This window comes from Rosenbergiella metrosideri, assembly GCF_022602565.1.
Taxonomy (GTDB): Bacteria; Pseudomonadota; Gammaproteobacteria; order Enterobacterales; family Enterobacteriaceae; genus Rosenbergiella; species Rosenbergiella metrosideri.
Map to the genome: position 1 here is coordinate 1 of NZ_JALBCV010000081.1, position 273 is coordinate 273.

At 49.1% G+C, this 273-nt stretch carries 1 pseudogene; it reads left to right on the forward strand.

Features of this window, described 5'->3' with window-relative positions:
• Nucleotides 1-119 precede the first annotated feature (119 nt).
• Nucleotides 120-273, forward strand: a pseudogene (locus MKR94_RS16580) (phage portal protein); the annotation flags it as partial.

Sequence of the window (273 nt, forward strand, 5' to 3'; positions counted from 1 at the left end):
GTTAGGTATTGGCCTGACGACCTCTGGCGTGTGGATGCGCTTTGGTGTCGCCAATGCACTCATGTATTCAGGCGCATTACTGCTAATCGGCGCGGTATTAACTGCCTGGAGAAAGCGAAATGTTGTTTGATGCCATGTTCCGTTCGGAATCGATAGAAAACCCCTCGGTGCCGATCACCTCAGAAGCTGCCGATTTAGACGGTATTTTCGGTCAAGACGTCTATGTTAGTCCAGAAACGTCAATGAAATTGGCGGCGGTCTATTCCTGTATTT